This window comes from Cryobacterium psychrophilum (assembly GCF_004365915.1).
In the GTDB taxonomy this organism is placed as follows: Bacteria; Actinomycetota; Actinomycetes; order Actinomycetales; family Microbacteriaceae; genus Cryobacterium; species Cryobacterium psychrophilum.
This window is the reverse complement of sequence record NZ_SODI01000001.1, coordinates 413980-439531: the sequence shown is the minus strand read 5'-3', so window position 1 is coordinate 439531 and position 25552 is coordinate 413980. Positions and strand designations below refer to the sequence as shown.

The 25552-nt window shown below is 62.0% G+C and carries 24 protein-coding genes and 2 pseudogenes; 14 read left to right on the top strand and 12 right to left on the bottom strand.

The annotated features are described in order from the left end of the window. Positions 1-245: 245 nt before the first annotated feature. Positions 246-1466, top strand: a complete 1221-nt coding sequence (locus EDD25_RS02075; RefSeq protein WP_198418812.1) for a low temperature requirement protein A — start codon at positions 246-248, stop codon at positions 1464-1466. A 269-nt stretch (positions 1467-1735) separates the two neighbouring features. Here the strand turns inward: EDD25_RS02075 and EDD25_RS02070 are convergent. After that, positions 1736-1984: pseudogene (locus EDD25_RS02070) on the bottom strand (recombinase family protein); the annotation flags it as partial. A 906-nt stretch (positions 1985-2890) separates the two neighbouring features. On the opposite strand from EDD25_RS02070, the gene EDD25_RS02065 reads away from it, so the two are divergent. Further along, the gene (locus EDD25_RS02065) at positions 2891-3376 is read left to right on the top strand and encodes a hypothetical protein (protein ID WP_134574359.1); all 486 of its coding nucleotides are present in this window, start codon (positions 2891-2893) and stop codon (positions 3374-3376) included. A gap of 540 nt (positions 3377-3916) precedes the next feature. Here the strand turns inward: EDD25_RS02065 and EDD25_RS02060 are convergent. The 3 genes from EDD25_RS02060 to EDD25_RS02050 all read right to left on the bottom strand — a co-directional run bounded on the left by EDD25_RS02060 (position 3917) and on the right by EDD25_RS02050 (position 5644). After that, positions 3917-4492, bottom strand: a complete 576-nt coding sequence (locus EDD25_RS02060) for a PIN domain-containing protein (RefSeq protein ID WP_134171819.1) — start codon at positions 4490-4492, stop codon at positions 3917-3919. A gap of 46 nt (positions 4493-4538) precedes the next feature. Then, positions 4539-4982, bottom strand: coding sequence for a helix-turn-helix domain-containing protein (locus EDD25_RS17685; RefSeq protein ID WP_198416078.1), 444 nt, complete (start codon positions 4980-4982; stop codon positions 4539-4541). Positions 4983-5380: 398 nt separating this feature from the next. Beyond that, entirely contained in the window at positions 5381-5644 is a 264-nt protein-coding gene (locus EDD25_RS02050) for a hypothetical protein (protein ID WP_134171818.1), read from the bottom strand. A gap of 328 nt (positions 5645-5972) precedes the next feature. Here EDD25_RS02050 and EDD25_RS02045 point away from each other — a divergent pair, with 328 nt between their 5' ends. The 4 genes and pseudogenes from EDD25_RS02045 to EDD25_RS02030 all read left to right on the top strand — a co-directional run bounded on the left by EDD25_RS02045 (position 5973) and on the right by EDD25_RS02030 (position 10942). Then, complete coding sequence (locus EDD25_RS02045; protein ID WP_134171817.1) at positions 5973-6494, top strand: hypothetical protein; 522 nt, start codon at positions 5973-5975, stop codon at positions 6492-6494. Positions 6495-6977: 483 nt separating this feature from the next. Beyond that, complete coding sequence (locus tag EDD25_RS02040) at positions 6978-7586, top strand: PadR family transcriptional regulator (RefSeq protein WP_134171816.1); 609 nt, start codon at positions 6978-6980, stop codon at positions 7584-7586. Beyond that, positions 7583-8308: pseudogene (locus EDD25_RS02035) on the top strand (ABC transporter ATP-binding protein). The gene EDD25_RS02040 and the pseudogene EDD25_RS02035 overlap by 4 nt, the downstream one beginning before the upstream one ends. 228 nt (positions 8309-8536) lie before the next feature. Further along, positions 8537-10942, top strand: coding sequence for an FtsX-like permease family protein (locus tag EDD25_RS02030; RefSeq protein ID WP_134171815.1), 2406 nt, complete (start codon positions 8537-8539; stop codon positions 10940-10942). Here EDD25_RS02030 and EDD25_RS02025 read toward each other — a convergent pair. Both EDD25_RS02025 and EDD25_RS02020 read right to left on the bottom strand, forming a co-directional pair. After that, a complete protein-coding gene (locus EDD25_RS02025; RefSeq protein WP_134171814.1) occupies positions 10896-11159 on the bottom strand; it encodes a type II toxin-antitoxin system RelE family toxin in 264 nt (87 codons plus the stop codon). The two genes, EDD25_RS02030 and EDD25_RS02025, sit on opposite strands and share 47 nt — an antisense overlap. Beyond that, on the bottom strand, positions 11156-11431 hold the full coding sequence (locus EDD25_RS02020) for a type II toxin-antitoxin system Phd/YefM family antitoxin (protein WP_134171813.1): 276 nt from the start codon (positions 11429-11431) through the stop codon (positions 11156-11158). Before EDD25_RS02020 ends, EDD25_RS02025 begins: the two co-directional genes overlap by 4 nt. 433 nt (positions 11432-11864) lie before the next feature. Here EDD25_RS02020 and EDD25_RS02015 point away from each other — a divergent pair, with 433 nt between their 5' ends. Further along, a complete protein-coding gene (locus tag EDD25_RS02015) occupies positions 11865-12077 on the top strand; it encodes a hypothetical protein (protein ID WP_134171812.1) in 213 nt (70 codons plus the stop codon). An 878-nt stretch (positions 12078-12955) separates the two neighbouring features. Here the strand turns inward: EDD25_RS02015 and EDD25_RS02010 are convergent. From EDD25_RS02010 to EDD25_RS02000, 3 genes are read right to left on the bottom strand one after another with little or no spacing between them, the layout of a single operon-like run. After that, positions 12956-14134, bottom strand: a complete 1179-nt coding sequence (locus tag EDD25_RS02010; protein ID WP_134171811.1) for an acyl-CoA dehydrogenase family protein — start codon at positions 14132-14134, stop codon at positions 12956-12958. 24 nt (positions 14135-14158) lie between these two features. Next, positions 14159-15664, bottom strand: a complete 1506-nt coding sequence (locus EDD25_RS02005) for an aldehyde dehydrogenase family protein (protein WP_134171810.1) — start codon at positions 15662-15664, stop codon at positions 14159-14161. Then, entirely contained in the window at positions 15661-17037 is a 1377-nt protein-coding gene (locus EDD25_RS02000) for an aminotransferase class III-fold pyridoxal phosphate-dependent enzyme (RefSeq protein ID WP_134171809.1), read from the bottom strand. The genes EDD25_RS02005 and EDD25_RS02000 overlap by 4 nt, the downstream gene beginning before the upstream one ends. Positions 17038-17133: 96 nt before the next feature. Between EDD25_RS02000 and EDD25_RS01995 the strand changes: the two genes are divergently transcribed. Further along, the gene (locus EDD25_RS01995; protein WP_134171808.1) at positions 17134-18660 is read left to right on the top strand and encodes a PucR family transcriptional regulator; all 1527 of its coding nucleotides are present in this window, start codon (positions 17134-17136) and stop codon (positions 18658-18660) included. Here EDD25_RS01995 and EDD25_RS01990 read toward each other — a convergent pair. Further along, positions 18616-19806, bottom strand: coding sequence for a CaiB/BaiF CoA transferase family protein (locus tag EDD25_RS01990; RefSeq protein ID WP_134171807.1), 1191 nt, complete (start codon positions 19804-19806; stop codon positions 18616-18618). The two genes, EDD25_RS01995 and EDD25_RS01990, sit on opposite strands and share 45 nt — an antisense overlap. A gap of 141 nt (positions 19807-19947) precedes the next feature. Between EDD25_RS01990 and EDD25_RS01985 the strand changes: the two genes are divergently transcribed. Both EDD25_RS01985 and EDD25_RS01980 read left to right on the top strand, forming a co-directional pair. Then, positions 19948-20157, top strand: coding sequence for a cupredoxin domain-containing protein (locus EDD25_RS01985; protein ID WP_134171806.1), 210 nt, complete (start codon positions 19948-19950; stop codon positions 20155-20157). 10 nt (positions 20158-20167) lie between these two features. Beyond that, complete coding sequence (locus tag EDD25_RS01980) at positions 20168-20476, top strand: DUF302 domain-containing protein (RefSeq protein WP_134171805.1); 309 nt, start codon at positions 20168-20170, stop codon at positions 20474-20476. A gap of 305 nt (positions 20477-20781) precedes the next feature. On the opposite strand, the gene EDD25_RS01975 is transcribed toward EDD25_RS01980, so the two are convergent. Further along, the gene (locus EDD25_RS01975; protein WP_241986242.1) at positions 20782-21816 is read right to left on the bottom strand and encodes a cytochrome c oxidase assembly protein; all 1035 of its coding nucleotides are present in this window, start codon (positions 21814-21816) and stop codon (positions 20782-20784) included. A gap of 246 nt (positions 21817-22062) precedes the next feature. On the opposite strand from EDD25_RS01975, the gene EDD25_RS17350 reads away from it, so the two are divergent. The 4 genes from EDD25_RS17350 (at position 22063) to EDD25_RS01960 (ending at position 24677) form a co-directional block, all read left to right on the top strand. Continuing rightward, positions 22063-22263 (top strand): hypothetical protein, encoded by a 201-nt coding sequence (locus EDD25_RS17350; RefSeq protein WP_166671169.1) that lies wholly within the window; start codon positions 22063-22065, stop codon positions 22261-22263. A 25-nt stretch (positions 22264-22288) separates the two neighbouring features. Continuing rightward, a complete protein-coding gene (locus EDD25_RS01970; RefSeq protein ID WP_166671168.1) occupies positions 22289-22984 on the top strand; it encodes a TetR/AcrR family transcriptional regulator in 696 nt (231 codons plus the stop codon). Beyond that, entirely contained in the window at positions 22981-23493 is a 513-nt protein-coding gene (locus tag EDD25_RS01965; RefSeq protein WP_134171803.1) for an SRPBCC family protein, read from the top strand. The genes EDD25_RS01970 and EDD25_RS01965 overlap by 4 nt, the downstream gene beginning before the upstream one ends. 242 nt (positions 23494-23735) lie before the next feature. Beyond that, on the top strand, positions 23736-24677 hold the full coding sequence (locus EDD25_RS01960) for a hypothetical protein (RefSeq protein ID WP_134171802.1): 942 nt from the start codon (positions 23736-23738) through the stop codon (positions 24675-24677). 8 nt (positions 24678-24685) lie between these two features. Here the strand turns inward: EDD25_RS01960 and EDD25_RS01955 are convergent, their stop codons facing one another. Then, positions 24686-25531: a hypothetical protein gene (locus tag EDD25_RS01955; protein WP_134171801.1), complete on the bottom strand. Its 846-nt coding sequence runs from the start codon at positions 25529-25531 to the stop codon at positions 24686-24688. Positions 25532-25552 lie beyond the last annotated feature (21 nt).

Below are 25552 nucleotides of genomic sequence, written 5' to 3'. Positions count from 1 at the left end.
CACTGGTGGGCGTTATTTGTAGCATTATCTGACGGAAGCGTCCCTGCCCGGAATCTTCGCCAGGGCGGTGACGAATTCGAAGGCCTCCTGGGGCAGACGGGCAATGACAACGCTTTCCTCAACAACGGTCATGACGCATCCTTTCGCTCGGATGCCCACAGCCTCCACCGCACCTGAAGCAGCGTCAAGGGGCTTCCGAGCCGGGGGACGCTAGGTGCTGCCCCCGATGCAAGAGATAATAGGCCGTGACCTCACCGACCAAGACGTCCCAGGCGGCCTTCGGCATCCGACAGAACCTGCTCCGGCCCGCTGATTCGGAGCGCACCCACCGCGTCGCCTACATCGAGCTGTTCTTCGACCTGATCTTCATCCTCGCGCTCACCCAGCTCTCCCGGTTCCTCTATGACAACCAGTCGCTGGCCGGCGCGCTCGAATCCGCCGTGCTCGTGCTCGCTTTCTGGTGGGTCTGGATCTACACGACCTGGGTGACCAACTGGCTCGACCCCGTGCGCTTGCCAGTGCGGAGCGTCATTATCGGGCTCTCGCTCATCGGCCTCGTGATGAGCACCTCCATCTACGAGTCGTTCGGCGACCGAGCATTGGTCTTCGCGCTCGCCTACGTGACCCTGCAGCTCGGACGCACCGGGTTCATGGTGCTCGCGCTCGCCCGGCACGATCGGGCGCTGCACCGCACGTTCGTACGGATGCTCGTCTGGCTCTCTGTCGCCGGCGTCTTCTGGGTCCTCGGCGCCCTGCTTCCATTCGAGTTCCGGCTTCCGCTCTGGGGCGTTGCCCTCGCGATCGAATACCTCTCCGCGAGCCTCGGCTTCCGCGTACCGGGAATGGGCAGGTCCACGACCGACGACTGGGAGGTCTCCGGCCCCCACATCGCCGAACGCAGTGCCCTGTTCGTGATCATCGCGCTCGGGGAATCGTTCCTCGTGACCGGGTTCGCGTTCGTCGAACAGTCCATCACGGTGGACGGCGCGCTCGGCCTGCTTCTCGCGTTCGCCAGCGGCGTGGCGATGTGGTGGCTCTACTTCGACCACGGCGAGCGAGTGGGGAGCCGGGCCATCGCGTCTTCCCCGGCCCCCGGCCGAATCGCTCGCCTCGCATACACCTATGTGCACGCGATCATCATCGCGGGGATCGTGCTGAGCTCCGTCGCCGACAAGGAAGTGTTGAAGCATCCGGATGCCGCCGTGAGCCTGGCCACGGCCGTCACGCTCGTCGGCGGGCCGGTTCTCTATCTCGTGGGGCTCGTTCTGTTCCGCTGGGTCGTCGCTCGGGATCTGCTCATCTCGCATCTGGCCGGCGTCGCAGCGCTTCTGGTGCTGTTCGGCCTTGCATTCCCTCTGTCGCCGCTCGTGCTCGCGGCGATGACCACGGCGGTGCTCGCGTGCGTCGTCGGTTGGGAAACGATCCTGCGGGTGCGCACGGGAACCGACGAGCCGGTCGCCGGCTGACTCGGTCGATCCGGTCGACCGCGACTGTCGACTCTGGCGATCCTCTGCTTTCGCACTACTCTCGGCGGCGGCGGGCAAGGGGTTGGGGCGTGAGTAGTAATGGAACGGGATCGTGCGGTAAGCCGCGCTTGGGGACACGTGACGGCAAAGGAAGGCCTGCCGACGCAGAGAATCAGAGCCGAAACCGCCTCGACAACTCGTGTCGAGAATCAATGACGAAAAACAGTCGGCCTTGCCGCACGTTTTCGCGCGATTACTGCTCAGGCCCCGACTATGTCCTTCGCATCGCGCAGGGACCTGGCCAAGCGATCGAGCTTGGTCACGACCAAGGTGTCCCCGGCGCGGCAGGCAGCCATCGCTTCCTTGAGACCGGGCCGTGCCCGGTTGGCACCGGTGAGGCCTTGGTCGGTAAAAGTTTTCTCCGGCGTCACCCCAAGCGCTATTAAAGTGTTCTTTTGGGCGGTGAGGTCTTGGTCGTTGGTGGATGCGCGGGCGTATCCGATGAGGAGTCCGGTCATGGTGTTTGAATGTACCGGTTAGCACCCCTTCACCGGGCATTTTTGCGGGCGGGTCTTACGGGAATTCGGGGGTTGCAGAAACAAGCTAATTTTGGTTCGGAGATTTTTCGTGGAACTTGCGCCGGTCAGGGTCCCTCTTGTGGGACGTGACACCCCGGAAGGGCTAGCTCCAAATCATGGACCCGCGGACTCAGACGTGTCAGCTCAAATGACAGCGCGGTGCGCCAGTGAGCTTCGAGGGCCGCAGTGGCAGGACCTCACACGCCAGCGGGCGCGACTGCAGTTCGTGTGGGATTGACCTGCACCAGGAGGCGAAGCACCAGGAAGTACCCGTACCCGGTAACCAGGCCACCGATCGCACCCAAAAGAGCTCCAAGGAGAATCCAGGCTGGGTGCCCCAGGCCGCTCACCACCGGGTACCCGGAACGATCGAGACCAAACACCGCCATAGTGGCCAGCAGCAGGAGACTAATTCCAATGCTTTGGGCGCACACCCCTCCCCCGATCAGTAGGGGTCCGACTCGGCGTTGTTTACCAGTGACCATTGCTTCTTGCATCATGCTTATTTCCCCCTCGTTGCGGCAGTGCGCGTTCCGACGCCTTGGGTGATGAACACCCACACCCGCGTTCAGGAACTTCTTACAACTTCGCAGTGAATCCAACATGTGTCAATAAGTGGCTCTGTGGTCGGCCGGACACATATCCCGCAGTCCGTTGCGCTGAAGGGGCTGCCGGCACCGCACGCGAACCATGCACGTCCACCTGCGTTGGTTCCCGCATCCGGCGTTGTCTCGCTTGGGCGACGTGACCGTGACTTACAAACGCGCAGTGACCGCCTTGATGATGAGCTGAAGCCCGCCCACCCGATACGCTGCTGGCAACTGCTATCAGCAGCGGCAGGCGGGAATGGTGGCTGGAGCGGGGGACATCGTTAAGAAAATTCTTGGTGCGATTTTGATTGGCATTGTTGCCCTTGCGGTCGCCGCGTCCATCCTTGTCAGGTCCATCGAAGACAGGGTCACCGAGGAACTCGTTGTGCAGGTGTCACGACTAGCAATTCCCGCGGACTGGAAGGTGCTGGATGACATTGTCCGACGCGAGCAATTCCTGTGTGTGAGCACCAACCCATGTCCGAGCATTTCCCGGAGGTGGGAAGCGCAAGCGGGTGAGGTGGTGACCGCCGAAGACCTAGTTCAGACCGCTGCTGCGGCGGATGTGACCCTTACTGTGGATCGGCTGTGCGAACGGCCAGCGAACAACGGCGGACGCGCCATTATGTGCATCGGGCGTGGCGTTGAGGACGGCTATGACTATCAGTTGTCGCTAAGCAGTGCTGCCCCCGGGGAGCCCCTGCAGGTATCGCTGTATGTGAGCCCAGCCACAACCGCGTAGCCGTGGGGCCACCCGGCCGAGATAGCTGATGCTCGATATCGTTCGGAATCTCTCCATTTTCGAGATGTTCTCCCGAACTGTCGCTCTAAACGTTCCCCTTTCGGGAACGGATCCATAGCTAGCGATCGAATGGTTAGGTGTCCGGATGGACGTCCCTGAGGGAGCGGGCGTCTGCCAAGCGTGTCAGCGGCCCGCAGAATGTGTTCCGAGATCGTCTGAGACTGTCGTCACTTCGTTGACGTGGTCATGTCAGATCAGGTGCGTTCCAGCGCAACAAGAGTTCAGCGTCGATGCCGCTCAAAGTTGACCCATGGAGTTCGTGCTCAAAGACCAGCAGTCGGCAGCTTGGTCGAACTGCCTCAATATCAGGGTCACAAACGGGTGGTCGGCGTCAGAAGTCGCGTGTGGTGCTGCCACCGACGCCGGCAACCTGCGCCAGACGTGATCGACGCACCGTAGAGCTCTTGTGAGGCGGCATGGGCATACACCGCATGGACGTGAACCGCGCCACCATCTGTGGGATCCCAACGACAGCATTGGCTAGATCGGCCCCGACAGCACCCGAAGGTGTTCAGCAACGATTGCCGCGAATTTTGGACAACCAGCTTTTTCGAGCGCTTCGGCCAGGCTCGTCACCGGGTCGCCTTTGGCGCGTCGGCTCTGCCAATAGGTGTTCTGCGTCCGAGTGACTTCGCGGACAACAAACAAGTGGCTGCTCTCTACCAGGCAGAAGAACTCGTCGGGCGTATATAGGTCATACGGCAGCAGGTCCGGGTCGCCAAAGTCCTTGATGTTCATTGTGAGCAGAATGTCTGCGTGGCTGTAAACGGCCGCATTGTGAACGTGCTGATCGTCTTTGTCCCTCAGGTTTGGGGCCTCGCCACCGGTCCAGTCCTCGAGGATTTCGTCGAAGTTCTCACGAAAGACTTTTTCGCGGTTTCTGCGCAGCTCTCCGCCCGCCGAAGGATGCTTCCGTCGCCACACGCGATGCGTTTCGTCAAGCACGTCCGGAGTCGCGCTCAGACTGAACATCTTGGATTGGCTGCGCAGCAGGAATAGCCAGTCGTAGAGGGTGCGGCTTCCCAGTACGTTGGAGTCGACGAATACGTGGTGCACGCGTCCACGCTATCGCTCCAGCGTGGACTTGGGTTTCACCCTTGTTCTACTCTGCCCCCTCGAGGCTGTCATCGAGTTCACGAAGCTTGGTGAAGGCATCCAATCGAGCAGCACGGCGAGCCTCCGCGAGGATGGCGACGTCCGCGTGCTTGAAGCGATGATGTGCTCCCACTTTGTGCGAGGGGAGCAGGCCGTCCTGCACCAACTTCATGAGCGTAGGTCGGGATATCCCAAGAACGCTTGCCGCGGTCGTTGACGTCATCTCAGAAGGAACCGACTGCACGTTCACTGCGCCCGAAGGCAACGTTCGAATGACGAACTGCATAAGTTCGGCCAAGGTGCGGTCCAACTGAACAGTCGTGCCGTCATCCAGGGTCAACGAGGCCGTGGTGATGTTGCGATCATGAGCTTGCGCGATGAAGAGTTCGGCAGAGCGGCGGACTGTTTCATCCACGAGAAGGGATCCGTTTACAAGCACATTGGGCGCCATGACAACACTTCTCTCTTCTCGACGTGGCCGCAGATCCGACTGATGGATCTGGCCCGTGGAGGCGGCGCGTTGCGCGGCCTCGTTCTTCAGTCTAGATCCTTGCAGATATAACTGCAAGGCCAAGATGGCCCGCTGGTGCCTGGCGCCACCAGGACTTAACAGCCTTCGTTGGGTCGCTGATTGCGCAGCGAACTAGCGTACTTCTCCGTCGGTCTCTGCGAACGCAAGCGTCCCGTAGGGGGTTCCGCTTACGGACACCCGATCAGGTCAAAAAGTGGTCTCGCGCGCGCTTTCGCGAGTGGCGAAATCGCGTCCGGCGATCGTCCGTCCATCGCGACACGAGGTGAGGCTGCAGCCCGGAAAACAGTGTTCGCGCACCCGGTTCCGGGGAAAAGAACCTACGCCTCGACGAGAATCACCAATGTCTCGCCCAGCACGCCGTCGTAGGCCATCGCTTCAGCAATTGCCTCGGATTGCATCGCAGCCATGAGGACATCCAAGTCAGCAACGTCCATCAGTACCGCGACTCGCGTCGGGTTCTGAGGGTCGACGAACGTCCGAATGTTAGTGACGCCGAGGGGTCCGAAGACCTCTTCGCGCTTCGGGGAGGCAAGCCAATGATCCTTGTCCTTCACATCGTGGTGGGCGATCACGGTTGGCATAACGCCTCCTCTTGACGGGGCCGCCGATCCGGGGACCACTGCGCAGAATGGTACTAGTCGTTCCTCACTTAGGCAAGGCTTTTTCGCGGTGGTCTCCCTCGGTCTGCGTGCTGCTCGCAAGACGTTCGGCGAAAGCGACCAGGGGAGAGATCGAAGACGCCGCACTTAGCATCTATGCTGACTATCCGGAGATTCGCGACGCATTGGGGCTGGGTTGAACGAGTTCGTCTCGCTGGGAATGAAGCGCAACCGTGGGTGGCCGTGGCCAGACTCGTCATACGGCCTGGGCCCGATGTTTGGTGAGGACGGGTGGTGTCGCGACTGCGGGATGCCCCTGCGCGAACAGCAAGGCGCGCTCACCCTCGAGCGCAAGGGCATGGCAACGATCTCGGGCGCATGGGTGCCGTATGGGCAGTACGACACCATCTGCCTCGAGCAGTCGCTCGCTGACGAGGTCGCCGCACGTTTCCCGGTTGACCTCAGGCCGGTGGAATGGCGTGGGTTCTCGCCGGGGAGTGCGCAGCAAATCGTGATTCCGACCGTCGGCACTCAGTGGTTCGACGCTGACGAGCTTCGTATCGCGGCGATTGCGCGCCACGGCTCGGCCGGGGCACGGTGCCCAGGCTGCAACCGGTGGAGATGGATGCCGGTCGCCGTTGCGCTCCTTCCTCCGTTTCGCATCGAGCCGCCCCTCGGCGATGTCGACATCGCGGCGAGCCCTGAGCGGTTCGGGGACGGCTGGAACAACTTCCGGGAGGTCCTCGTCCGTCGTGAGCTCGCTGAGTTGCTCGCCGAGGCAAGTCCTCGCGACTTCGATTTTGCCGAAGTCAAGATGGCTTCCCCCCGCTAAAGGACTTCCGGGAGAACCTCAACGCACTGGTGCTGAGTTGACCGAATTCGTCGCGCAGTTCAATGGAGCGAAACGCGAGTTGCCGCAAGGCCAGCTCGCCGCTCGTGTGTGTATCTCCAAAGCTGGCTCGCCATTGCGGGCGCTCTCGTTCCGCCGAACAGAGGGCCACTAGTGCAGGAAAGCGACCGCACGCAAGAGCAGGATCTAGAAGAGGATCACCCACCGAAGTCTCGGCTCAACTTCGCGCGACGTTGTCGGCATGGCGAAAAACTAGACGCCCCCCGACGGCCAATCCAACAGGGTGGCCAAAGAGATCGAAACATTCGCAAAGGTTCTAGATGAGGGTTCCCAATTCGGATCTCCCCGACGTGACTATCCAGCCCAAGCGACACGCCGACATCGCCGCGGTGCAGCGTCGCTCCAAGGTAAATGGATACTCTGTACCTACATACTAGGTAGGTAGTTCGCAACGTCGGGGGTCACGTGTCCGTTCGCCAGTCTCTTCTCGCCATTCTTGATCAGGGCCCGTGTTACGGCTATCAGCTCCGGGCCGAGTTCGATCGGCGCACCGGCTCGACGTGGCCGCTGAACGTCGGCCAGATCTATAGCACCCTCGACCGCCTCGAACGCGACGGCCTCGTGCAGAAGGCCGACATCGACGCGGACGGCCAGAACTACTACGAGATCACCGATGCCGGACGCGACGAGGTCGCCACCTGGCTCGGCTCCCCCGTTGCGCCCTCGGCCGCCGTCCGCAACGAACTCGCGATCAAGCTGGCCATCGCGGTCACCCTGCCGGGCGTCGACATTGCTCATGTCATTCAGGTCCAGCGCTCCGCCAGCCTGCGCACCCTCCAGGAGCTGACGCGGACCAAGAACTCGACCGACAATCCCGAGTCCGCGGAGGAACTCGCCTGGCTGCTCGTGGTCGACTCGCTGATCTTCGCCGCCGAAGCCGAGGTGCGCTGGCTGGACCACTCCGAAGCCCGACTCGCCCGCGCAGTCGCCGCCGGATTTGCCACCCCGCTGCCCCTCAACACCGAAATCCCGAAGCGTGGCCGCCCGGCCAAGAGCCCGGCGGTCAGCTCATGACCGGTGACGAGCTCCTCCGGCTCGATGGCGTGTCCATGCAATACGGGCGTGGCGAAACCGCCGTCACCGCGCTCTCCGGTGTCGACCTCACCGTCTCTCGCGGCGAGCTGGTCGCGATCATGGGCGCCTCCGGCTCGGGCAAATCGACTCTGCTCACCGTCGCCGGCGGCCTCACCCGGCCCACCAGCGGTGAGGTCATCATCGAGGGGAACTGGCTCAGCCAGCTCAAGCCCGGTCAACTCGCGACCCTGCGCCGGCGCAGCCTCGGCTTCGTATTCCAGGACTTCAACCTCATCCCCTCGCTTACCGCGGTGGAGAACGTGAGCCTGCCGCTCGAGCTGGACGGCTGGAGCAGTAAGAAGGCGCACCTGCCCGCCCTCGACGCGCTCGGCGTGGTTGAGCTGGCCGACCGGGCGGACCGGTACCCGTCGGACCTGTCCGGCGGGTAGCAGCAGCGCGTCGCGATCGCCCGCGCGGTCGTCGGCGGCAGGTCGCTCATCCTCGCCGGCGAGCCGGCCGGCGCCCTGGACAGCACGACGGGGGAAGTCGTGTTGCGGATGCTCCGGTCCCGGGTGGACGCCGGGGCCGGGGGCATCCTGGTCACCCATGATTCCCGCCACGCCGCCTGGGCCGACCGGATCGTGTTCCTGCGCGACGGACGCATCGTCGACCAGGTGCAGGCCACCGGGGTGTCCAGCCTCTTCAGTGGATCACCGGCGTGAAACCGGCTCGCTCCACCCTGCCGGCTAGAAGCACCGGCAGCGCGAGGCTCGCATTTCGCATTGCCCGGCGCATGGCCGCCCAATCCGTGGGGCGTAGCGTCCTCGTCGCGATCCTGGTCGCTATCCCGGTCCTGGGTATGGCGGGCATGGCCACCGTCGAGGCGAGCAACAACGCTCCCCGCCGAGCTAGCCATACTCGAGCTCGGTGACACGCAGGCACGCCTGAAAGTGGCCTCTGCCCCCGACCCGACTCTCACGCAGGACCCCCAGGACGAGACAGGCTGGCAGGTCGACCGCGATGACGCGGGTGCGAGCCTGAACCACTCACATACGGCCTCACCGGTGGCACCGGAGTCATTCCTGCCGGCTGGGACGCGGCTCCTGACCATCCGCCAGACCTCAGTGGTCGCGGAAACCGCGCACGGCATCGGCTATTTTGAGGTCCTGCAGGGCCAACCGTGGGACGAGTCGTTTGCCGGAAAATGGGATGTGACAGCGGGAGATACCCCGAACGCGGACAGCGAAATCATGGTGACGGCGGCGACGCTCAAGCGATTCGGCGTCGCCCTGGGCGACAGCATCCGCGTCATCGAACCGATCGCGAGTACCTACCGGATCGTCGGCACCATCCAAAGTGCGGCCCTCGACAACAGTGGCGAACAGCTTTTCGCCCGGCCCGGTGCGTTCGACGACGTGCTGCCTGCAAATGACCTGGCCGGCACGGAGTACTACCTACCCGACACGCGGCTCGACTGGGAGGACGTGCAACAACTCAACCCCCACGGCGCCACGGTCCTGTCTCGCTCGGTGATCCTCGATCCGCCCCCGCCCGGAAGCACCGCGGTGTCGAGCAGCCCCGGCGACCGAAGTGCCGCCGTCATCCTTTACCTGGGTCTGTTCGGAGGCTTTGCCCTGTTCGAGGTGGCGCTCCTGGCCGGTGCCGCCTTCACCGTCGGCGCGCGGCAACAGCAGCGCGCCCTCGCAATCCTTGCCAGCGTCGGCGGTGACCGGCGGATGCTGTTCCGAGTGATTTCCTTTGGCGGGATCATCCTCGGCGTGATCGGCGCTACGGTCGGCGCCGTCCTGGGGGTCGGTGTGGCATGGGCCTATATGGGAATTTCCGCCAACGGCAACGCCGCCCGCTACCCCGGTTTCCACGTCGAACCGCTCATCCTCCTCTTCATCATCGCGTTTGCCACCGCGGCCAGTTGGGTCGCTGCAGCCATTCCCGCGCGTGCTGCGGCCCGGGTGGATGTTGTCGGTGCGCTGCGTGGTTCCCGCCGGCCCCCGACACTCACGCGGAGACGACCCATCTTCGGCATCGTTCTCGTCGTTGGTGGGGCCCTGATCGCGCTGGCCGGCGGTTTCATCGAAGCCGCCGCCTACCTGCCCCCTTACCAGCCCACTCTCGCGGCGGCGGGCCTCTGGCTGATCGTAGGCGGCCCGGTCATCATGCAAATCGGTGCCGTTCTGATCGCGCCCCTGATCCTGCGGTGGGCCGCTCGTGCCTTCTCCCGGTTCGGCGCCGGGGCCCGCCTCGGCACGAGAGACGTTGCCCGCAATCCCGGCAGGTCAGTGCCCGCCCTCGCCACAATCATGAGCACAGTCTTCGTCGCCGCATTCGCGATGAGCCTGATCGCCTCCGGGCAGGAGGCAAGCAACAGGACCTACAACTACTCGACGTCCCTGCACGCGGCGTCGGTCAACCTGTATACATATGACGACGCAGGACAGCAGATCCTTCAGACCACCGGCGGCAAGGTCGTTGTCGCCCTGAACAACTCCTTCACGACCGCAGATGCGCGCCTCCTGTCGAGTGCACCCGACCCCCTCATGCCGCACTCCCAAGCCGCAGAAGCGGACACCACCACGACATTCGTGTACCCGCGTGCCAACCCAGCCACGGCCTGCCCCAGCGATGCCCACCCGGAAGCAACAGCTGGCAGCGAGCCTCAGAATGACCCGCGCTGTCTGACCCCGGACATGCCCAACACGAACTACTCGGGGGTCGCCGACCACGTCTGGGTTGGGTCATTCGATGACCTCGCCGCGATCCTGGGCGAACCGCTCTCAGACCGGTCCCGGGCGACCCTGGCCTCCGGCGGCATCGTTAGTCCTTGCTCCCAATACGTCGTGGACAACCAGGTGACGCTCGACTGGAAGAACACGATCGACGCTGCAGAGAGCCCGGCACGAACCGTGACGCTTCCAGCGAACGTTCAGAAGCCACGGCATCCGATCGACTTCGGCGTGTTCATGCTCCCCTCCACCGCTGACACCCTGGGGGTCGATTACCGGCCCAGCCTCGTCCTCGCGCCGCTTCCTGCCCATCGACGAGGGCGGGCATCCCCTGCAAGTCTTCGCCCCGCCCTGGTTGCAGCTCGCCCTCACCGCGATTGTGCTGCCAGGACTCATCGCACTCGGCAGCTGGCTCACCGCGAGGGGAACTCGGGTGCGATTCACGAGCCGAAGTGCCATCGACTGACCAACCGCCCGAAGGCAGACGTCGTCGCCTATCTAAGGCGTGCAAAATTGTCGCCGAGAACCAGACGGGGATCAAGTCAAAATGTGCCCGCAGAGGGTTCACCTATCGGGATTCGTATATCTCGCGACGATGTCCGAGTCGGAGGATGAGCACGATTAACTGGTCGTCGTGAATCTCGTAAATGATGCGGTAATCACCCGTTCTGACGCGCCATTCCCCCGAGCCCCCGACGAGTTGGATCGCCTTGGGTGGCCGCGGATCGTCTGCTAAGAGGTCGATCGCTGCTTGAACTCGACGTCGGACCTGCGGATCGAACTTGCGCAGTTGCCGTTCAGCGGCTGGCGCGATCTTCACCGAGTAGGTCATACGAGGCCGAGGTCCGCCTTCACCTGTTCCCAAGGAGTCGGTTCGCTTGTCGTGCGACGCATCTCTTCACGTGATTCCTCGGCGGCACGAATATCGGCCATGTCTTCGGCCAATTCGATGAGACGCTCCAAATCGTCGACGTCGATAACAGCCGCGACTCGCCGTCCGCGGCGAGACAAGAAGACCGGCTCGTGCTCGGTGCGAGCGCGGTCGATGATCGATGCGAGCTGGTCGCGTGCATCAGAGACGCTGACAGGGACTGTGGTCGACATGCTTCAATCGTACATTTCACCTACCGAATGTACAAGTGTTCTTCAAACGTACAACTGGCCTCCCGTTGAGGGTTGGGCTAATGATCGGTTTGCTGCGACGGATCCTTCGCAGATCTGTTCCTCTTGATGCTGAATGCGACTGTCGCGCTAGTCCCGGAGAGGACCGCGATCAGGAGACCGAGGACCAGCCCGAAAACGTGTCCTCCATTCGTCCCCGAGTCTCCATCGACGATCGGTGTGATGGACAGTAATTCCGAACAGCTTTTGGAAACCTTTCGCCCGTGGGCACTGGGCACTGGGCGATGTGTCAAACAATCGTTTACGCGGCGCGCATGTGGCTGGCACATCGCCCGCGTCACGCCTACGGGATTTCGTTCCTCGGTCTGCGACAGTACCGGTAGTGGCAAACTGACAGAACACTTACCGTTGAAACATGGTTAAAGTAGTGTGGATCGTGCAACACGACGAGTCACCCCACAACACCATCCTCGGCGTTTTTGCGACTCAGGATGAGGCTCAGTCTTTCGCTGAGGGGGTGGAAGAATTCAAGGACGCCGTTCTCTATGCTCGATACGACATCGGCTACCGCTGCGACAGAGGGCCCGGCCATGTGACGTTTGGTCCCGGCTCGACCAACACTGATTAGGGCGCCACATCCTGATCAGCCAAACATATTGTGGGGGCGCCTCAGGAAACGGAATGAATCCAGCCAGGCCGCTACCGGAAGTTTCCTGTTTAGCAGCTCGGGAGTTTAAGAAGTGCTGGTCAAGTTCATTTTTTGAGTGTTTTGGGTGCATGACCTAAGTTTTCGGTGCCCACTTGCTGAGGTGGAATATTTCAGCACAACGGTCTTCGGTTTTGCTGGTTTGGGTGAGCATACGGCGTGCTCGGGAACGGCCACCGCTTGAGGGATAGATGAGAACTGGTTTCCTGGATGCCGGCGAGCTGGTCGCGGACGGAGTGGAGCAGGCCTGCATGAGCGGCTTCACGGCAGATATGGTGAGCGAATTTGCAGAGCGAGGACGCAGGTGAACGCGTGCACTCGAATGTTGTGCTCAGTTCAGTGATGCATGGATGAGAACGAGACAATGTGGGGTCTTGGGCTGGCGGAAGCTGAACTCAGCACAGGACCAGTCGTCGCGCGTGGTGACGAGGATGAGCTTGCCGAACACATCATCATCAGGGGTGCTTTCGCCGGTGCCGACGCTGGCAATGCGGTGATCATCACCCCGAAACCCGCACTTAGCGCACGTTTTCGTCCCATTACTACTCAGACCCCGGGTTCCCGCGCCCGCCGAACGAGAGCACTGCCTGCTGCGAGGCGGGAGATAACCGCGCGTCAGCCGGAGAGAAGTGCCGCAACACCGCAGCAAGAACGCTGGCGGTGATCTTGATCAAGGTCCTTATTGTGCTGTTCCTCCCCGCTCAGGGACAGCTACTTGATCCACTTCCCTCCCCAGCAAAGCGCGGGTTGCCCTGCGTCCCAAACCGGGCAGTCCCGTTCCTTCTCCTTATGATTCGCGGTCAACGAAAGGCAGAGATGCCCGTGATGTGCTGTCCGAGGACAAGCGTATGGATCTCGTCGGTCCCCTCATAGGTGCGCACGCTTTCGAGATTGTTGGCATGGCGCAGGGGCGAGTGATCGAGGGTGATGCCATTGCCACCCAGAATCGTGCGGGCTTCGCGCGCGATCTTGATCGCCTCGCGAGTGTTGCTGAGCTTGCCGAGAGAGATCTGGTGCGGCTGAAGCCTGCCGGCATCTTTGAGCCGACCGAGATGCAGCGCCAGAAGGGTGCCTTTGTTGATCTCGACAGCCATATCCACGAGTTTTTGCTGAGTGAGTTGAAACCCAGCGAGAGGTCGATCGAACGGCGTCCGGGTCTTCGAGTAGGCGAGGGCCGATTCAAAACTGTCGCGAGCAGCACCCATGACCCCCCACGCGATCCCGTACCGGGCCTCATTCAAGCATTCGAACGGGCCGCGGAGACCCGTGGCTTTGGGCAACAGTGCTGTTGACGGCAGTCGGACATCCGAGAGAATGAGCTCCGTTTGAATTGATGCTCGCATCGAGAGTTTCTGCTCGATCAGCTGCACCTCAAACCCGCGAGCGTTGGTGGGAACGATGAACCCCCGAACGCCCTCATCAGTCATCGCCCACACAATCGCGACCTGGGCGATGGTTCCCAGGCCGATCCAGCGTTTATGGCCGGAGATAACCCAGTCGTCGCCATCACGGCGCGCGAACGTTTTCATGCTCGCCGGGTCCGAACCCGAATCTGGTTCAGTGAGCCCAAAACATCCGATCGTCGTTCCCGCGGCCATGCCGGGCAACCACTCACTTTTCTGTTCCTCGGAGCCGTGCTTGTAGATTGCGGCCATGGCGAGCGAACCCTGCACGCTCACGAAGGTGCGCAGGCCGGAATCGCCAGCCTCAAGTTCCAGAGCGGCGAGTCCGTATTGCACAGAACTCTTGCCGGGACAGCCATACCCGGTGAGGTGCATGCCGAGCAGCCCGAGTTTAGCCATCTCGGGAATGAGCTCGACAGGGAACTGAGCCTTTTCGAACCATCCGGCAATATTGGGCCGGATCTCGGCGTCGACGAATGAGCGCACAGAGTCGCGCAGAGCGATCTCGTCGGGAGTGAGCAGGAAATCGAGCTCAATGAGGTCGGAGTTGTCGGTTATCAGATCGTTTTCAGACATCAATTCTCTTTCGTGGGTAAAACGTTAGGAGGGAGAGACGGCAAAGATACCGTTGACTCGGCGGGGAATGTTCCAGGGGTTCTCCGGGGCGACCGCTGGCGGAAGCATGTCAGGCTCGGCATTCTGAAGTGCAACAGGCCGAACGAAGCGAGCTAATGCACCAGCGCCCACGCTGGTAGCTTGGGGCTGTGAGGTCGCTGGCCAGGGGCCGCCGTGTTGCTGAGACCAGGTGTTGGCAACACCGGTCGGCCATGCGTTGATGCTCACTCGGCCCACCTTGGTCAGCAGACGAGAAACCACGTCAGTCGACTCGGCGTCAGCCGGGCCACCGGTGAAGACGGATGCCGCGAGCGAGTTCTGCAGGCCGCCCACAGCCTCCAGCGCCGTTGCGGAGTCGGCATATTCGCAGACAAGCGCAACAGGGCCGAAGCACTCGTCGAGCAGGCGTGAACCGGGCTTGAGGTCTTCCATGTCGACTGCGAAAACGCGGGCCACAGCGAAATTACCGCGAAGCTCGTCGGCGGGAGCTGGCGAACCCGTAGCCTGCGCGAGCTCGTCCACCCCCGCAGCGAAGTTTGTCGCAATGCCCGGCGAAAGAAGGGGGGCGGGCGGAAGCTGAGTCACGAGGTTCTTGACGGCGGCGAACAGGCCCGAGCCAGCGGGCGCAAGGATCAGGCCCGGTTTGGTGCAGAATTGGCCGGCACCAAGGGTGAACGATGCCACGAAACCGGCAGCGATCGCGTCTGTCTGGCGCGGTGATGCAATCGCCGCGGCCGTCACGAAAACAGGGTTGACAGTGCCCATTTCAGCAAATACGGGCACGCCGCGTGCGGCGGCGCGATCGCGCAGCGCCATTCCGCCGCCCTGGCTGCCCGTGAACGCGACAGCCATGATCTCGGGTGAGTCGACGAGTTGTATCCCCGCCGCGAAGCCAACGACCAGGTCATAGACACCGGCGGGTGCCCCCGCCGAGACAAAGGCCTCACGGGTAAGGTTTGCGAGGCGCACGCTGAGCCGCGGATGCGCCGGGTGAGCCTTCACAACCACAGGGCAGCCGGCTGCGATGGCAGAAGCCACATCGTGGCCACAGACGCCGAAGCCGAAGGGAAAGTTGCTCGCACCAAAAACGGCGACCGGCCCGACGGGGATGTTCCATCGCGCAAGCGTTGTGCTTTCGTTCATTGTTTCAGCACTTGCGCCCAGATAGTCGCCGTCGACAGCCACGCTGGCGTAAAACTGGGCGCTTCTGGCGGCCCCTGCTATTTCTGCGCGAAGCCGGGGGAGGCCGAGCGCGGTCTCCTCTTCGGCCAATTTCGCGAGTTCTTCTTGATGGCTGAGCAGCGTCTCAGCGACGGCGTTCAGCCAGCGCTGCCGATCACGAGGAGAGGTGGCTGCGATCTCGGCCGCAGCCGATGCCGCGACATGCAGAAGTCTCTCCACTTCGGGCGTTGCTGTGTGCTCAACGCCGTCCTGCTGCTCTGCGGTACGGGGGTTGTAGCTCACATCTGCGGTTGCGAACGAGAGGCTCATGCCGTCACCGTTTCCATCTGCGCAGCGTTGGCGGAATCGCTGACCTGCTGAATCATGTCGCGGAGAAGCGTCAATCCCTCATTGAGCACGTTCTCCTCGATCACGAGTGGCGGGAGCAGGCGGAGCACATTCGAGAACGTACCGCAGATCAGTACGAGAAGACCATTGGCGTGGCAGAGGGCCGCAATTTTTTTGGTCAGATCCGCTCGTGGCAACAGCGTTACGGTATCGGCGAACTCGACAGCCAGCATGGCGCCGCGGCCCCGGACGTCGGCGACGATGCTTGTCGCCCTGCGCAACGGCTCGAGAATGTCTCGGGCTGAGACCTCGATACGTCGTGCGTTTTCGACAAGACTGCCATCTTCCAACGCTTCGAAAACACCGAGGGCGGCCGCGCAGGCGAGGGGGTTGCCGGCATAGGTGCCGCCCAGGCCGCCGGTATGCACAGCGTTCATCAATTCGATTCGCCCGGTGATGGCGCTGAGCGGCAGACCGCCTCCGAGTGCTTTTGCAGTGACGGTGATGTCGCCAGCAATCTGCTCATAGTCGCTCGCGAAAAGCGCACCGGTTCGGCCCATGCCGGCCTGCACCTCATCGAGTACCAAGACGATGCCGTGTTTCGTTGCAATGTCGCGAAGGCCGGGGAGAAAACCGGGGGAGGGAACAATGAAACCACCCTCGCCTTGAATGGGCTCAACGACCATCGCCGCGAAAGTTTCTGGCCCGTTTTGCGCAAGAATTCGCTCGACAGCTGCAAGAGCATCGGCTGTGGCGTTTTCGGCACCGGTTGGCCAGCGCAGCGGCGAGGCAAATGGCGCACGAACAACTTCGGTCGGGAAGGGCCCAAAGTTCAGTTTGTAGGGGTTCTCCTTCGCCGTCATTGCCATGGTGAGCAACGAGCGGCCGTGGTACGCATCGTCAAAGACGAGAACCCGTTGGCGACCGGTCGCCGAACGGGCAACCTTCACGGCGTTTTCGATAGCTTCGGAACCGGTTGAGAACAGCGCCGTGCGCTTCTCAAAATCACCCGGGGTGTGCTCGTTGAGCCAGCGGCAGACGGCCGTGAAGGAGTCATATTCGGTAACCATGAAACAGGTGTGGGTGAACTTTTCCAGCTGCTCGCCAACGTGCGCCTGCACCCTGGGGTTGCTCGCGCCAACACTCGTGACAGCGATGCCTGAAGCGAAGTCGATAATGCGGTTGCCGTCAACATCCTGCAGAATTGCGCCCTGAGCGCGCTCGACAAAAATGGGTAGAGCCACGCCAAAACCAGTCGTCACCTGCTTCTCGCGCTCCGCGTGCAGCGCGATCGAGCGAGGGCCGGGGATTGCCGTGAGAAGTAGTCGAGATTGTGCGAGGGGAGCCAGGGTCATTGGCCCAAGTTAGCAATCAGGCGGCAACCCCACATCGGATGTATTATCCAATTGGTGGCATGCTGTGGTCAGAATATCCAATACCGGAGAGAATGGATGATTTTAATCATGATCAGCTTGTTGCAGCTCTGCGAAAGCCTGGGGACTGACCTTCAACCGGTCGGTAACACGGGTGTGGCTCAGATCGACCTCACCGGTGTTCACATCTCCGAACTGGATGATCCAACCCCTTACCTGGACGGGGGCGAGTTACTGCTCACCACCGGTATTCCGCTCGGCGGGAACGACGCGAAGATTCGAAGCTATGTCGATCGCCTTACCGCACGGGGTGTCGTCGCGCTCGGGTTAGGGCTCGGTGCCGGCACAGATTCCGTGCCTGCCGAACTCGAACGGGCGTGTGCGGCTGCGGCGCTCCCGCTGTTGGTCGTGCCTGATGGAATCCCCTTCATGCAGGTTTTTCGAGCCTACTGGAGTCTGGTGGGCAAGACCGCCCAAGCCGACTTGGCGGCCAGCCTCAGTCTTCAAACATCGCTTGCCCAGGCGGCCACCCGGCCTGAGGCCGTCGCGGCTGTTGTCAGTGTTCTGGGCAAGGCTTTGGGCGGGTGGGCTGTTTACCTCCCGGCAGACTTGTCTGATGAAACCTACTGGCCGCTCACGGAAAGCCACATTCTCCCGCCGCTCAGGGAAGAAACGAAGCGCTTCGACCTCGCCGGGACCCGATCAGCCGCGAGCTTTTCACTGTTCGGGAGGGATGTGCTGGAATATTCGATAGTCGATGGCTCACGCACCGCCGGTTTTCTGGCCGTGTGCGCAGGGCGCCCATTGCGTGCGGCCGACCGGCAACTCGTGCTGACCGGTTGTATGTTGCTGGCGGTGACAGCCCAGCGTGAATGGCAGCTCACTCGCGCGAATTCGATTGTGAGCAGTACCGCAGCAACCCTGCTTGTGAACGGCTTTGTGGATGCCGCCCGGCTGGTGGCAGAAGATCTCGCCGGGGCGCCGCTGGCAGAACGGGTGCAGCTTCTCGCCATTCGAGGGGACAACGTCGCCGGGCTTTCGACTACTGAGCTCGCAGAGCAGGTGGCGAGCATGGTGAAAGGTACGGGGGCTGAACGACTCCGCGAGAGCATTCGTCACTCTCGACTGCGGTGCATCACCGACGGTCTCACCTATCTCGTACTTGAACCGCCGTCACCTTTGGGTGAGTTCGGTGCGATCGAGGCGCCGTTGCGTGGAGCAAATTATGCGGCAGTGATCAGCCGCGCGATGTTGCTGAGCGAAGTGCGGGGGAGCGTGGATGGCGTGCACCGGGCCTGTCTGATCGCCCCCGTTGGCCTGCTCTCGGCAGGCCAAGGCCTTCATGACTCGAGAGCTGCTGTTTGGGTGGCAGCGCTCACCGCCTACCGCCGGGCCGACCTCGTTGGCACTGTCAGAAGCTACCTTCGCCATCATGGTCAATGGGAGGCCTCGGCGCGCGAACTCGACCTGCACCGGAACTCTGTGCGGCATCGCATCGGCATCGCTACGGAGCTCATCGAAGCAGATCTCAATGACCCTGACGTTTCGGCCGAACTGTGGCTAGCCCTGCGCGGCGTAGAGGTGGCTCAGCCATTCGCGCACTGAGTCGTTGTGCTCGCCAAGCGCGGGCGGCGCGGCTGTGCGTGGGGTAACCGAAGGTGACCAGGTGATCGGATTTCGGATTTGGGTGCCTCTGGTCTGGCCCGAAGCATCCTGTACATCGATCGTGGGGGCGAGATCAAGGCCGCGAGCGAGCTCGATGCCATCGGCTATCGTGCCCACCTGCCCAGCCGGAACGCCCGCGGCAGTGAGAGCGCTCTGCCATTGGGATGCGGTGCCTGTTGTGAGCCGGCTTTCGAGAGCAGCGACCAACTCGGGTCGGTTCTGTACCCGTGCCCTGTTGTTGAGAAATCGCTCATCTCGCAGGAGAGTATCAAGGCCAAGCACACTCAGAATTGAGGCGAATTGGCGGTCGTTGCCGCACGCCACAGCCAGCGGTTTGTCCGCGCAGTTGAGTAGCTCGTAGGGTGCGATCGAGGGGTGAGCGTTGCCCATTCGAGAGGGCACGACGCCGCCACCCAGATAGGCCTGCCCCTGATTGGCAAGCGCACCCTGAAGGCTCGAGAGTAGGTTGACCTCAAGCAGGCGCCCCAGCCCGGAGGTTTCCCGGGAGTGGAGGGCGGCCAGAATGCCGATCGTCGCATCTTTGGCGGTGAGGATGTCGACAACGGCAACTCCCACCTTTGTGGGAGAACCTGTTTCCTCGCCGGTGATGCTCATCAGGCCGCCGAGGGCCTGCACCATGAAGTCGTAGCCCGGCAGATCGGCCCCCGTGCCGCTACCGAAACCAGAGATCGACGCATAGATGAGCCCGGGGTTCTGCTGGCTCAGCGTGTCATAATCCAGCCCAAGTTGTTTCATCCGCCCGGACTTGAAATTTTCGATCAGGATGTCCGCTCGCAGTGCAAGATCGGTCGCAACGGCGAGATCGGCGGCATCGTTCAGATCAAGGCAGATGGATTCCTTGTTGCGGTTGACGCTCTCGAAATAGGTTGACCCGGTCGCGGAGAAGGGAGGCCCCCACTGGCGGGTGTCGTCACCTTTGCCGGGGCGCTCGACCTTGATCACGCGCGCGCCGAGATCGGCGAGCGTCATCGTTGCGAGCGGCCCGGCCAAAACCCGTGAGAAGTCCGCAACTATCAGGCCCTCTAGGGGGAGTCTCGGCGAGTCATGGGGTTGCGTGCCTGTCATAGCGCTCCGATCATTGGCAGTGTTGCATCTAAAACCTAGCGACTGGCACGCTGCCGAGCATTAGATGTATTGACTAATTCTTGGTTGTAGTGGCCAAAAAATCGCACTGGTCTGGAACTACTGAGCAGACACGGTGCGGAGTTGATCGCCGCAACGACCGGCGGCTTCGGCATCATCGGTACCGTAGTTTTCAATACTCTGCGGGAGCCGAACGATCTTGTTGCGGTGCTTCGGCGTCATCCTCAATCGATGCGCATTCAGTTCGATTGCTTCACTGGCAAGACGGTTTGCCACTGTCGCATTCCGGACTATGAAGACCACGGAGTGATGAGGATCATCGAAGCGCGGTAAGGACTCGTGGATGCGCGGGTCTGGGCGCAACGGACAGAACAAGATCACGGGAGGACCACATGAGCTACGCACCCACCGTCACCGTTTCCCTGCCCTCGCGCAGCGCGCTCTGACCGCAGAACCAGACCTGGGGCTGCTGCTGCCGTGCAATGTCGTCATCCGCCGCGGCCCCAATGCCTGCGAGACCGTGGTGCAGGCCATTGACCCGCAGGGAATGGTTCAGCTCAGCGACAACCCGGCGATCCAGGCGGTTGCCGCTGACGCCGATGCTCGCCTGCGTACGTTCCTCAAGAACCTCGAATCCGCTGCACGGGCGTAACGGGGTCCCCGTCCCGAAGACCCAGTGGCGTTCAGACGCGAGTCCGTGGCGGTCGGTCCAGGCCTGTGCATCTCCAACAGAGGGATGCGCGGTGTTGGTGTTCACGGGGAGCCAGGCGATGTTCGGGGAGGCCGCCCCCAGGACGCCGGCATCAACTGTTGACCTGACCCGGCCGCCGCGGTGACGAACAGTGCAAGAAAGGCAGGCACCATCGCGAACCTGCAGGGATTCACGGCTGCAACCAGCCCAGCGTGAACGCGTCGAGTACCGGCCCGATGCCCGGAATGGGCTCGGCGGTGATCATTTCATGGCCTCGAGCTATTGCCTCGGTTCAGTGACAGCAGGTAGTCGTTGTAGTCGGCGAGTTCCGCGTCACCGTCGCGAACCCGACGTCTCTCTGCCGCTTTGCTGGTGCGTCGGTCCGATCGTTGGGATTTCACGACCAGTGCTCCGAGAACGAGTAGCGTCGGAAGCTCAGTGAACCCCCAGGCAATACCGCCGCCGGTAGCTTGGTCAGTCAGCGGGGAGACCTGCCACGCGGGCATCGGCATCGCGTAGAACGTGACCAGAAGTTCCGTCGACATCATGACCACGACGCCGAAAAAGGCGTGAAATGGCACCGTGGCGGCCAGTTCAATCACCGGCAGCGCGGGTCCCGCTGTTGCCAGAAGCCCCCGCGAGGATGTGCGCGCCGATGGGTCAACGCCAATGATTCCCCAAAAGTAGATGAACCCGATGAGCAGGAAATGAATGAGCATCAGGTTGTGCCCCCACAACGTGCCCATCAGGTAGTCAAAGATCGGCGTGAAATACAGCCCGTACAAGCTCATGACGAATAGTCCAAAAGCCACGGCCGGATGCATCAGGAAGACCGCGCCCCGGGAATGGAGGAGCCAGAGAACAGCTCGCCGCACGCCCCCGCGCCGTCCGGATCCGGCCGGTAGTGCCCGGAGCAACAGCGTCACCGGGGCTCCGAGGACCAGAAATATGGGAGCGAGCATGTTGAGGACCATGTGCTGGACCATGTGGATGCTGAAAAGCTCCATCCCATAGCCTTCGATCCCGGTGGCCGTGACAAGAAGGATTGTTGCCATCCCTAGTGACCACCAAATCATCCGCGCGACGGGCCAACGGATGCCTCTCCGGTGGAGGAGAACCACGCCGACGCCGTACAGCGCGAGCAGGAGCAACACGATCACCGGCAGAATCGGAATCGGTTGTGGGTGCCAGGCGAGTACACGCCCGAGTGTGGGCGGAAGAGTTGGCATCCACATTTGCCCGGTCATTCCGGCGACCGGATCGCCTGGTTCGACGCTGGGCATCATGGCCCACAGCGTCATTGCCAGATCCCCAGGATGAGGGCCTGATCTGTGGAAGGTTCGCCCCCTGTGCGGAAGAAGGTGCCACGATCGGCCCGCACGGTGGCCACATCCGGGCCGGAGAGTATCTCAAGAGCCGGTGGTGAGATTTCTCGTCTGCGGGCATCACTGGTACCCGTGTTGGGCCCGGTTCCAGCGTTCCCGGAAGTCATGCGAGAGGCGGTCCTGATCTTCATGCTTGCCATACTACATATGTTGCATATAATCATGCCTTCGCGGTTCGTGGGCGGGCAGGATGTCCTGGAAGCCGGCGCGTTGCAGGCGACGTCCGGGGAATCGGGCTCCGGGGGAGACCGTGGCGTCAATCCAGAGGCGATCGACACCCTGGCCGCCCTGGTCGAGGACGGTTCAGCACTTCGGGCGACGGCGGGAGTTCTTCACGGGGTGTCTCGGGGGATTAGTTTCTAAACAGTCGTTTAGATATACTCAGGGGATGGGCCGACCCAGGCAATTCGACCGTGACGACGTGCTCGACCGCGCCCTCGACTTGTTCTGGGAGCTCGGTTACCACGACGCGTCTGTGCGCCGACTGTCAGCAGCTATGGGGGTCAACGTCGCCACAGTGTTTAGCGAGTTTGGCGACAAGGAAGGTTTGTACGAGCAGGCACTTGCGAAGTACGAGTCACAAAAACTGCCGCTGTTCATCGGTGCTCTAGAGCGGCCAGGGGCCGACATCGGTACCGTGCTTCAGGTGCTGCGCGACTTCGGGCGCTTCGCCGACTCCGGCACCGCACCCGGCTGTCTGATCACAAACTCGGCGATCGAGTTCGCCCCAGTCCCGAGCCTTAGCCGGGATGCGCTCACCCGCTACATTGACCGTTTGCGGAGCGCCTACAGCACGGCGCTGACCGCGTCTACACCTTCCGGCGACCGCAATACGGCTTTTGCGCAGGCACTGCAGCATCAGGCTCGCTCACTGGCAGCGACCACGCTAGGCCTCTTCGTCATGATCCGCGCCAAGGTCCCCGCCGCCGTAGTGCACGACGCGGTCGAGGGCACCATCGCCACGCTTCTTTCGTCATTCCAGAAGGCGGTCGCCGTCGAAAGCGACGCCGTAAAGCACCACCGCTCGATCGCATCCGGAACTGCCGAGTCGACGAGCACTATCCGAAAGGGCACTGCGCCATGAGCAGCTCCACACCCACCCACACCACAACGACGCGCACAGACACCCGCATGGTCGCCGCGACCGCGACCGACACCGTAGCGGCCTCGCCAGAGGTGATCTGGAGCATCCTGTCAGACGACTTCCTTGAGATCTCGACGTGGGCCGGTGGTGTGAATACTTCAGTGGCGAACCCCGAGACCCCCACTGGCATTAACGGCAGCCAACACGGTGGGCGCATCTGCGATGTCGACGGGCTCGGCATAACCGACGAACGGATCACTGCCTACGACGCTGCTGCGCGGATGCTGACCTACTCAGTCGTTGCGCAAAAGCAGCCGTTCTTCGTCGAGTCACTGAGTTCAACTTGGTCGGTGCAGCCTGGCACGGATGCGGACAGATCTGAGGTGAGCCTCACGGTCCAAGCCACGACCAAAGGTTTGCTCGGTGGCATCGGGCGTGCGCCATTGCGCTCCATGCTTAGCAAGGCCGCGCCAGGGCTGCTGGGCGACCTGAAGAGGCGCGCCGAGTAGACAAATTGCGGGTTCGCATTCCACCCACTTGGAATCCACGCGATGCGGCATTGCCGCCAAACGATACGTCGTGGGAGAGTTAGCCCATGTCGCTCCGTGGAGTGCCCCCGATTCTAGCGATGTTCGTGCTCGCTGGCTGCGTGGCGAGCCCGACTATTACGGCTTCACCGACGCCGGAGTCGCGCACTCCGGTCGGTCCGCCGCCCAACGCGTCTCTCATCGTTACAGGGCCGGAGGAGGTTATGTTCGACTGGACGACCGATGCTTGCGAACCAACGAATATCCCCGACCTTGCGACTCGCGCGTTCCGAGACTCCACAGGCAAAGTGCAGTTGCTGCTCAGCCACGCTACGGGCCATCGCATGACGGGGCCGGATCTCGACCACCTCACGATCGACTGCACACCGATTTGGACATCCGCGCTGAACGCCGATCCCGGTCAGTACCAAGACCAGACGTGGATCGCCGCGCCATACACCGAGGACGGCAAGACGATCTATGCGATAGCGCACCACGAATATCAAGGGCACACGCATCCTGGCCAGTGCCCATCCGCAGACTACTTCAACTGCCTCGTAACAAGCCTCACCCTCTACGTTTCGAAGAACGGCGGCGATTCGTACGCTCCAGCTCTCGACCCTCCCGCAAACTATGTTGCTGGCATGCCCGAACCCTATTCGCCCGATGACGGTCCGAACGGTCTTCGCTCGCCAACCAACATTGTCAAGGGGCCCGACGGCGCACTGTACATGTTCGCGAGCGCAATGCGGTTCGGCAGCCAGAAGCAGGCAATGTGCTTGTTGCGCACGGAGGACATCAGCGACCCGAGAGCGTGGCGTTGGTGGAACAGGTCAGGTTTTGTCGGCGAGTTCTCTGACCCCGAAATCGCTTCCGGAGGACCGCTGTGCCGGGAAGTCGCATATTTGCAGATCGGAGCACAGCTCACGACTTGGTCACAACGCCGTCTGATCACAGAGATGCCTTTGCCGTGGACAGTTCCGGATGCCGGTAGCTCGCTCTCGGTGCTCTATCCGTCACTACTTGATCCAGAAAGCACTGATCGAAACTTCACCACGACGGGCACCACCGCATACCTGTATTACACCCGCAATAATGCGGGTCACGCGTCGCTCGACCGCGACCTCGTGCGTGTTCCCGTGGAATTCGTCCTCGACGCCGGGTGAATCCGCGTTTATTGAACGCTACTGACAACGTCCCGCAGGAGTTGGAGGGCGCCGCCCGGCCCGTTGTTGCCCACCACATTGCCGCTCATTGTGAAGCGGAGAACAGAGTTTCCGGCAGCTACGTTGAGGTTTACGAAGCAAACCCACTGAAGAACCCCGCTGTTCCGGTCTGTTATCGAGCTGCAGTCGTCACCGCGTCCCGTCGTTGGGTCATAGACGGCCACGTCACCGAATCCGTCGACCAGCGATGCTGAGCTGGCATAGTTCGATCGGAACGAATCACCCCCTCCGGTCACGAGCATGGTGAGCTGTGAGGTCTCATCCGGTGTTCTCCATCCGCAGAATGCGTCGAAGAAACCGCCGGCACCTCCGGTATCGAACTTTGCCACCGCGATACCCAAAGCGCTCGACGCTTCGGCGTCGGTGAGCCTTGAACACCAGTCGCTGCCAGCCACGGTCAAGTCTTTGTACCGCCATAGCGTCGGTGCACCTCCTGCGGCTGGCAACTCGCCACGGATTTCGAGGTCGAACTTTTCACCGGGATCCAGCTTGCGTGGGAGTGCAACTTTCGCCTCTGCAGTAAAGCGGGTGCCCTCGCCCGGCCTCCACTCTAGGGTGCCGGTCGAAACTTGCTCGTCGTTCCACAGGATTGACACGTTGAAATCATTCGGGTCCTCCTCTTCGACGACGTCAGTCAGCTCGAGGGTTAAGTCAAGGGTGTCGACATCCGGGTTTGATGGCGGATCGACAAGTTTCACGGTGCCACCGTCAACGAGATCCGCCCCATCGTTCAGGATTGCCACCACATCCGAGCCCCAGGTTGTAATTTCGGTTGAGGTGTCGAGGTCACTCAATTCACCGCCAGGTAAGTCGCT

Bases quoted from the DNA above. Each gene is read 5' to 3' on its own strand.
- EDD25_RS02065 (WP_134574359.1), top strand. From the start codon at position 2,891: ATGGTGGCTGGAGCGGGGGACATCGTTAAGAAAATTCTTGGTGCGATT.
- EDD25_RS01975 (WP_241986242.1), bottom strand. From the start codon at position 21,816: ATGACGCTGTGGGCCATGATGCCCAGCGTCGAACCAGGCGATCCGGTC.
- EDD25_RS02025 (WP_134171814.1), bottom strand. From the start codon at position 11,159: ATGACCTACTCGGTGAAGATCGCGCCAGCCGCTGAACGGCAACTGCGC.
- EDD25_RS02005 (WP_134171810.1), bottom strand. From the start codon at position 15,664: ATGAGCCTCTCGTTCGCAACCGCAGATGTGAGCTACAACCCCCGTACC.
- EDD25_RS02050 (WP_134171818.1), bottom strand. From the start codon at position 5,644: ATGCCAACCGTGATCGCCCACCACGATGTGAAGGACAAGGATCATTGG.
- EDD25_RS02010 (WP_134171811.1), bottom strand. From the start codon at position 14,134: ATGTCTGAAAACGATCTGATAACCGACAACTCCGACCTCATTGAGCTC.
- EDD25_RS17350 (WP_166671169.1), top strand. From the start codon at position 22,063: ATGCCTTCGCGGTTCGTGGGCGGGCAGGATGTCCTGGAAGCCGGCGCG.
- EDD25_RS02020 (WP_134171813.1), bottom strand. From the start codon at position 11,431: ATGTCGACCACAGTCCCTGTCAGCGTCTCTGATGCACGCGACCAGCTC.
- EDD25_RS01970 (WP_166671168.1), top strand. From the start codon at position 22,289: ATGGGCCGACCCAGGCAATTCGACCGTGACGACGTGCTCGACCGCGCC.
- EDD25_RS01960 (WP_134171802.1), top strand. From the start codon at position 23,736: ATGTTCGACTGGACGACCGATGCTTGCGAACCAACGAATATCCCCGAC.
- EDD25_RS02015 (WP_134171812.1), top strand. From the start codon at position 11,865: ATGGTTAAAGTAGTGTGGATCGTGCAACACGACGAGTCACCCCACAAC.
- EDD25_RS01990 (WP_134171807.1), bottom strand. From the start codon at position 19,806: ATGACAGGCACGCAACCCCATGACTCGCCGAGACTCCCCCTAGAGGGC.
- EDD25_RS01995 (WP_134171808.1), top strand. From the start codon at position 17,134: ATGATTTTAATCATGATCAGCTTGTTGCAGCTCTGCGAAAGCCTGGGG.
- EDD25_RS17685 (WP_198416078.1), bottom strand. From the start codon at position 4,982: ATGGCGCCCAATGTGCTTGTAAACGGATCCCTTCTCGTGGATGAAACA.
- EDD25_RS02045 (WP_134171817.1), top strand. From the start codon at position 5,973: ATGCCCCTGCGCGAACAGCAAGGCGCGCTCACCCTCGAGCGCAAGGGC.
- EDD25_RS01965 (WP_134171803.1), top strand. From the start codon at position 22,981: ATGAGCAGCTCCACACCCACCCACACCACAACGACGCGCACAGACACC.
- EDD25_RS01980 (WP_134171805.1), top strand. From the start codon at position 20,168: ATGCGCGGGTCTGGGCGCAACGGACAGAACAAGATCACGGGAGGACCA.
- EDD25_RS02000 (WP_134171809.1), bottom strand. From the start codon at position 17,037: ATGACCCTGGCTCCCCTCGCACAATCTCGACTACTTCTCACGGCAATC.